This is a genomic window from Streptomyces sp. S6, assembly GCF_054880855.1.
Genome location: NZ_JBTYMC010000360.1, coordinates 1 through 6,058, shown reverse-complemented (window position 1 = coordinate 6,058; position 6,058 = coordinate 1). Strand labels below are relative to the sequence as shown.

7 protein-coding genes are annotated in these 6,058 nt (G+C 73.2%); 1 reads left to right on the top strand and 6 read right to left on the bottom strand.

What is annotated here, in order from left to right:
- Nucleotides 1-935: DUF6397 family protein (locus ACVNF4_RS31080; RefSeq protein ID WP_461806217.1), on the bottom strand; the 935-nt coding region annotated here is incomplete at its 3' end.
- Between the two features lie 129 nt (nucleotides 936-1,064).
- Complete coding sequence (locus ACVNF4_RS31075) at nucleotides 1,065-1,478, bottom strand: roadblock/LC7 domain-containing protein (protein WP_461806216.1); 414 nt, start codon at nucleotides 1,476-1,478, stop codon at nucleotides 1,065-1,067.
- A 104-nt stretch (nucleotides 1,479-1,582) separates the two neighbouring features.
- Between ACVNF4_RS31075 and ACVNF4_RS31070 the strand changes: the two genes are divergently transcribed.
- Nucleotides 1,583-2,011, top strand: coding sequence for a PPOX class F420-dependent oxidoreductase (locus ACVNF4_RS31070; RefSeq protein WP_461806215.1), 429 nt, complete (start codon nucleotides 1,583-1,585; stop codon nucleotides 2,009-2,011).
- 3 nt (nucleotides 2,012-2,014) lie between these two features.
- Here the strand turns inward: ACVNF4_RS31070 and ACVNF4_RS31065 are convergent, their stop codons facing one another.
- The 4 genes from ACVNF4_RS31065 to ACVNF4_RS31050 all read right to left on the bottom strand — a co-directional run bounded on the left by ACVNF4_RS31065 (nucleotide 2,015) and on the right by ACVNF4_RS31050 (nucleotide 5,944).
- On the bottom strand, nucleotides 2,015-2,617 hold the full coding sequence (locus ACVNF4_RS31065; protein WP_055718008.1) for a GTP-binding protein: 603 nt from the start codon (nucleotides 2,615-2,617) through the stop codon (nucleotides 2,015-2,017).
- Between the two features lie 183 nt (nucleotides 2,618-2,800).
- Nucleotides 2,801-3,196, bottom strand: a complete 396-nt coding sequence (locus ACVNF4_RS31060) for a DUF742 domain-containing protein (protein WP_461806214.1) — start codon at nucleotides 3,194-3,196, stop codon at nucleotides 2,801-2,803.
- A gap of 7 nt (nucleotides 3,197-3,203) precedes the next feature.
- Nucleotides 3,204-3,641: a roadblock/LC7 domain-containing protein gene (locus ACVNF4_RS31055; protein ID WP_461806213.1), complete on the bottom strand. Its 438-nt coding sequence runs from the start codon at nucleotides 3,639-3,641 to the stop codon at nucleotides 3,204-3,206.
- Nucleotides 3,638-5,944: a sensor histidine kinase gene (locus tag ACVNF4_RS31050; RefSeq protein WP_461806218.1), complete on the bottom strand. Its 2,307-nt coding sequence runs from the start codon at nucleotides 5,942-5,944 to the stop codon at nucleotides 3,638-3,640. The genes ACVNF4_RS31055 and ACVNF4_RS31050 overlap by 4 nt, the downstream gene beginning before the upstream one ends.
- Between the last annotated feature and the right edge of the window lie 114 nt (nucleotides 5,945-6,058).

The following is a 6,058-nucleotide window of genomic DNA, read 5'->3' as shown; positions in this document are numbered from 1 at the left end:
GGCGCGGGCTCGGCTCGGGGCTTCGGTACCGGCTCCGTGCGGTGTGTCGGTTCCGTGCGAGGTGCCGGTTCCGCGCGAGGTGCCGGTTCCGCGCGAGGTGCCGGTTCCGCGCGAGGTGCCGGTTCCGCGCGAGGTGCCGGTGCGGGTGTCCGGGTCGGGCGGGGTGCCGGGCAGGTCGTGCGGGCCTCGGTGAGGGCCTGGGTCAGGTCCGCGCGCAGCCAGGCGATCTCGTCGGGGTCGTCCGCGGTCGTGATGGCCTCGGCGAGCAGGGCGGACGGGGAGCCTGGGGTGCCGTGGGCGGGGAGGGTGGGGCGGGAGCGGCCCAGGTGGGCCCGTTCGTAGGGGTCGGGGACCAGTTCGGCGACCTGGGCGGGGTCGAGGAGGGCGGCGAGGGCGCCGGCCCGCTGCCAGGGGGTCTCAGCCTGGCGGAGCAGGAAGCCGAGGTGGCGGCCCCGCCAGTTGCGCGGCCTGAGGTCGGCCCCTTCGGTGAGCCGGTCCCGCAGGTCCGCGGGTGTACGGCCGCTGAGCAGGGGCGCGTTGTTCTCGTCGGCGGCGAACCGGCGGAGCTCTTCGGCGAGGTAGAGCCAGACGACGGCCCGGTACCGGTTGAGGTAGAACCGCACCGGCACGACGAGTCCGAGCCGCGCGAGGCGGGAGAAGCGGGCCGGTGAGATCCGCAGGAGCCGGGCCGCCTCGCCGGTGCCGACGGTGCGCACCTCTTCGAGGAAGGCCTCGGGGAAGTCCGGTTCGGCGCGCAGCCGTTCGACCTCCGCGTACGGGACGCGGCGGCCACCACCTCCTTCGTCCGGCACCGTCCGTACCCGCCCGAGGTGGACGGCGAGGTCCAGCTCGACGCGTTTGACGCCCAGTTCGCGGGCCGCGCGGGTGGGTGTGCAGGTGCAGGGATGTGGTCGGACGCCGGTGTTCTGGGACATGGCCGGTCTCCCCCGTTCTCAGGTCGGGCTCCGCGCCGTTCGCGGTGCCCTCGGGAAAAACCGTAGCCGTGTTGTCCGATCTCGTGGCAAGCCTGTGGATAACTTCGTATACACCCCGGAATGCGCAGGTCAGCGCTCTGGGAGGGAAGTTCGCTCCGGCCGGCGGACGTCCATCGTGAGGTGTTCGCCGACGCGGCTGACGAGCAGTGTCATCTCGTACGCGACCTGGCCCATGTCGGCGTCGACGCCGGTGAGGACGCACAGGCAGCTGCCGGTTCCGGCGGCGGTGACGAAGAGCAGGGCGTCGTCGAACTCGACCATGGTCTGCCGGACCCGGCCCGCGCCGAAGTGGTGGCCGGAGCCCTTGGCGAGGCTGTGCAGGCCGGAGGAGACGGCGGCGAGGTGTTCGGCGTCCTCGCGGCGCAGTCCGGTGCTGGCGCCGGCCACCAGCCCGTCGGTCGTCAGGACGAGTGCGTGCCGTACGTGGTCGACGCGTTCGGTCAGGTCGTCCAGCAGCCAGTCGAGTCCCTGGTTCTGCCCCATGCTTCGCTCTCCCCGCGTGCAACTCCCCGTTGAGTCCCGCCCGTGCGAGGACTTGCCCGCCACCCTTCCGCAGTTTCGGGGGCCCGAGCAAGGAGGATGGCGGCATGGCGCAGAAGATGACCGACGACGAATGGCGGGCGTTCGTCTCGCACGGCACCCGTACCGCGAAGCTGTCCACGGTCCGCGCGGACGGAAGTCCGCACGTGGCCCCGATCTGGTTCCTGCTCGACGGGGACGACCTGGTGTTCAACACCGGCAAGGAGACGGTGAAGGGCCGCAACCTGGCCCGGGACGGCCGCGTCGCGCTGTGCGTCGACGACGACCGTCCGCCCTTCGACTACGTGGTGCTCCAGGGCCGCGCCACGCTCTGCGAGGACCTCGACGAGGTCCGCCACTGGGCGGCCAGGATCGGCGCCCGCTACATGGGCGAGGACCGCGCCGAGGAGTTCGGCGCCCGCAACGGCGTTCCCGGCGAACTGCTGGTGCGGGTGGCCGTGGAGAAGGTCCTGGCGCAGAAGGCGGTGGCCGACTAGGCCTCAGCCGACGGAGTCGAGGAGGCGGGCCGTGTGCATGCGGCCCGCGTACTCGACGAGGCGGATGAGGACCTCCTTGCCGGAGTCGCGGTCGCGGGCGTCGCACAGGACGACGGGGGTGCCCTGGTCGAGGTCGAGGGCGCGGGAGACGTCGGGGGCGGCGTACGCGCGGGCGCCGGTGAAGCAGTTGACGGCGACGACGAACGGGATGTGCCGGTGCTCGAAGTAGTCGACGGCCGGGAAGCAGTCCTCCAGGCGCCGGGTGTCGGCGAGGACGACGGCGCCGAGGGCGCCCTGGGAGAGTTCGTCCCACAGGAACCAGAAGCGGTCCTGTCCCGGGGTGCCGAACAGGTAGAGGGACAGGCCGGAGCGGATGGTGATCCGGCCGAAGTCCATGGCGACGGTCGTGGTGACCTTCTGGTCGACGCCGTCGGTGTCGTCGACGGCCTGTCCGGCTTCGCTGAGCAGTTCCTCGGTGCGCAGCGGCTTGATCTCGCTGACCGCGCCCACGAGGGTCGTCTTGCCCACGCCGAACCCGCCGGCGACCAGAATCTTCAGTGCCAGCGGGGCCGTCTCGCCGGTGGCGTCGGGGTGCTCGGAGGCCATGGATCACTTCTCTCGGGAATGCCGGCGTGCGCGGGTGTCGTCCAAGGGCAGCAGGATGGCGACCGCGGCCCTTCGGCGGGAGGTTCGATCGCAATCCGTCTTGCGTGACCGTTCTTGTTCTTTCCGGTGTCCTGGTGGGCGCGAGATGCGTACGTATACGAGCGCGCGGTGACGGGTGTTCATCTACAGCGCCCGGAGCCCTTCGATGACCTCCCGCAGAATCCGTTCGTCGGGCAGGTGCGCGGGCGGCACCGGACGGCTGACGGTGACGCGGCCGCTCTCCAGGAGGTCTCCGAGGAGCACTCGGACCACGCCCACGGGCAGGTCGGTCCCGGCGGAGAGTTCCGCGACGGACTGCGTCTCGATCCGGCACAGGTCGATCAGGGCCCGGTGTTCGGGGCCGAGGGCGTGGTCGCCGTCGGCGCCGGGCGCACCCGGGTCGAGGGTGACGAGGGCGATGAGGTCGAAGCGGACTCCGGTGGGGCCGGGTCTGGTGCGCCCCCCGGTCATGGCGTAGGGCCGTACGAGGGGCCCGGCGTCGTGGTCGTACCACTGGGCGCTGATCGGCTGGTCGGTCATCGGTGTCTCATCCGGCGGCGGGCGGGCGCGCGGTGACGCGGGGCGGGGTGTGGAGGTGTTCGCCGACGCGTTTGACCAGGCGGGCCATCTCGTAGGCGACGAGGCCGATGTCGGCGGTGGCGGCGGTCAGGACGGCGAGGCAGGAGCCGTCCCCGGCGGCGGCGACGAAGAGGAAGCCGTCGTCCATCTCGACCATGGTCTGGCGCACCCCGCCGGCCCCGAAGTGCCGTCCGGCGCCCTTGGCCAGGCTGTGGAAGCCGGAGGAGACGGCGGCGAGGTGTTCGGCGTCCTCGCGGCCGAGGTCGGTGGAGGCGCCCACGGCGAGGCCGTCGTTGGAGAGCACGACCGCGTGCCGTACCTCGCCGACGCGCATCACCAGGTCGTCCAGCAGCCAGTCGAGTTCCCCCGAGCGCTGGGACGGCCTCGTGCCGGGTTCCTGGATCATGCGGGGTCTCCTTCGGTGCTGGGGTGCGTCCCGGCGGTGCCGGGTTGTCTGCCGCCGCCGCGGGCCCAGCCCGCGCGGTAGGCGGTCATGCGGTCGCGGACCTGTTCGGGGGTGCGTCCGTCGTCGCGCGGGGTGTGCGGGCGGGGCTGTTCCTCCGTGCGCGGGCCGCGCAGTTGGGGGACGAGGCTCGCCTGGCGCACGCGGCGCGGGAGGTCGTCGTCGGGTTCCGCGGGCGGCTGTGCGTCGTCCGGGGGCCGGTGCAGGCGCAGGGGGGTGACGCCGGGCGGTGGCGTGTCGGAGGAGGGGGAGGGCGGCGCCTGTGCCGATGCCGGCGAAGGCACCAGCGCGGGCCGTTCGGCGGGGGCCGGTACGGCCTCGTGTTCCTGGCCGCCCGGCACGCGCGCGTACGCCGGTTCCACGCTGTGCTCGGGCGCCGCGGTCAGTGCCGCTTCCTGGGCGGAACGTTCCGGCTTGCCGGTGTCCAGGAGGGCGGTGGGCAGCAGGACGACGGCTGTGGTGCCGCCGTAGGGCGAGGTGCGCAGGTGGACCTTGATGCCGTGGCGGGCGGCGAGCCTGCTGACGACGAACAGGCCGAGGCGGTCGCTGTCGAAGAGGTCGAGCGCCTCGGACTGGGTGATGCGGCGGTTGGCCCGTTCCAGGGTCTCGGCGCCCATGCCGAGGCCCCGGTCCTCGACCTCGACGGCGTACCCGTTGCCGACGGGTTCTCCGGTGACGCGCACGCGCGTGTGCGGGGGCGAGAACTGGGCGGCGTTCTCGACGAGTTCGGCGAGCAGGTGGGTGAGGTCGGCGACGGCGGCGCCAGCGACGGACGCGGCGGGCAGTTGCCGTACCTCCACGCGCGCGTAGTCCTCGACCTCGGAGACGGCGGCGCGCACCACGTCGGTCAGGGGGACGGGCCTGCGCCAGGCGCGGCCGGGGGCGGCTCCGGAGAGGATGATGAGGCTCTCGGCGTGGCGCCGCATGCGGGTGGTGAGGTGGTCGAGGCGGAAGAGGTCGCTCAGTTCGTTCGGGTCGTCGGAGCGGCGCTCCATGCTGTCCAGGAGGCTCAGTTGACGGTGCACCAGGACCTGGCTGCGGCGCGCGAGGTTGACGAACACCCCGGAGATGCCGCTGGCGAGTTCGGCGCGCTCCACGGCGGCCCTGAGGGCGGCGCGGTGGACGGTGGTGAGGGCCTCGGCGACCTGACCGGTCTCGTCCTCCGCACGGGGTCCCGGCGGGGCCTCCGCGCGGACGTCGATCTCCTCGCCCGCGCGGAGTTTCCGCATGGCCTCGGGGAGTTTGCGGCGGGCGATCTCCAGGGCGCCGTTGCGCAGGCTGACGAGTTCGACGACGAGGCCGCGTCCGATGCGCACTGAGATGACGAGCGAGGCGATGACGGCGGCGAGGCCGAGCAGGACGGCGGCACCGGCCGGGGTGAGGAGTCCGCGCGTGAAGGGGTCGGCGCGGCGGACCACCTCGTGCCCGGCGTCCGTCTCGATCATCCGCATCCCGCTCTGCACGCGCGCGTGGGCGCTGTTCCAGGCGGCCTCGGGTGCTGCGGCGAGGGCCCGTTCGCCGGGGGTGTTCGCGAGGACCCGGTTCTCGGTGGCGGTCAGGGCGGTGTACGCGGTGTCGCGGGCCAGTGTCCGCCAGGCGGTCTGTTCGGGGCCGCGCAGGTCTGCGACGGCGGCCTCGGTGAGGGTGCGGCGGGTCTCGGCGGCGCCACCGAACATACGCAGCCGCTGGGTGTCGAGGCGGCCCGTGAGGCGCGCGCCCGCGAGGACGGCGTCCTCCTGGGCGAGGGCTTCGCCGGCGCGGGAGAATTCGAGCAGTACGCGCGCGTCGGAGCCGAGTTCGGCGTCCTGGATGCCGGAGAGGGCGCCGTTCACGGCGAACGCGTCGGAGATCGTCCGGGTGTAACGGGCGTACGCCTGGGACCAGTCGACGGATCCGCCGAGCACCGCGCCGCGCACCGCGCGCAGCCGTCCGGCGCCGGTGACGAACGCGTCGAGCCGCTGGGCGACCCCGGAGGGCAGTTCCTGGGCGTCGGCGACGGTGCTGTCCTTGCCGAGCCGCAGTCGGGCCACCGCGCGGTCCGTGGCCGTCGCGAGGCGGCGCAGGGTGTCGTCCTGGCCCGCGCGGGCCTCGGTCGCGTACTGGACGGCGGCCACGCGTTCGGCCTGGAGCGCGGCGACGGCGTCGGTGACGGGTGCGCGGACCTCCGAGTCGACGCGCTGGATCTGGCGCAGCCGGGAGACGTCCTGGGCGGTGGTGACGGTGGCGTACGCCCAGAGGGCGAGCAGGGAGACGACGGGCTGCCGGAACGGAAGCGTCGGTCACAAGCTTTCCTTCGTTGTCCTGGATGTTCGGTATTTCGGACGAGGTTCGCGGCTCGGGGTACGGGGTGACGCGGTCCT

Coding starts and splice junctions, on each gene's coding strand:
- ACVNF4_RS31055 (WP_461806213.1), bottom strand. CDS start 3,641: ATGATCCAGGAACCCGGCACGAGGCCGTCCCAGCGCTCGGGGGAACTC.
- ACVNF4_RS31070 (WP_461806215.1), top strand. CDS start 1,583: ATGGCGCAGAAGATGACCGACGACGAATGGCGGGCGTTCGTCTCGCAC.
- ACVNF4_RS31065 (WP_055718008.1), bottom strand. CDS start 2,617: ATGGCCTCCGAGCACCCCGACGCCACCGGCGAGACGGCCCCGCTGGCA.
- ACVNF4_RS31060 (WP_461806214.1), bottom strand. CDS start 3,196: ATGACCGACCAGCCGATCAGCGCCCAGTGGTACGACCACGACGCCGGG.
- ACVNF4_RS31075 (WP_461806216.1), bottom strand. CDS start 1,478: ATGGGGCAGAACCAGGGACTCGACTGGCTGCTGGACGACCTGACCGAA.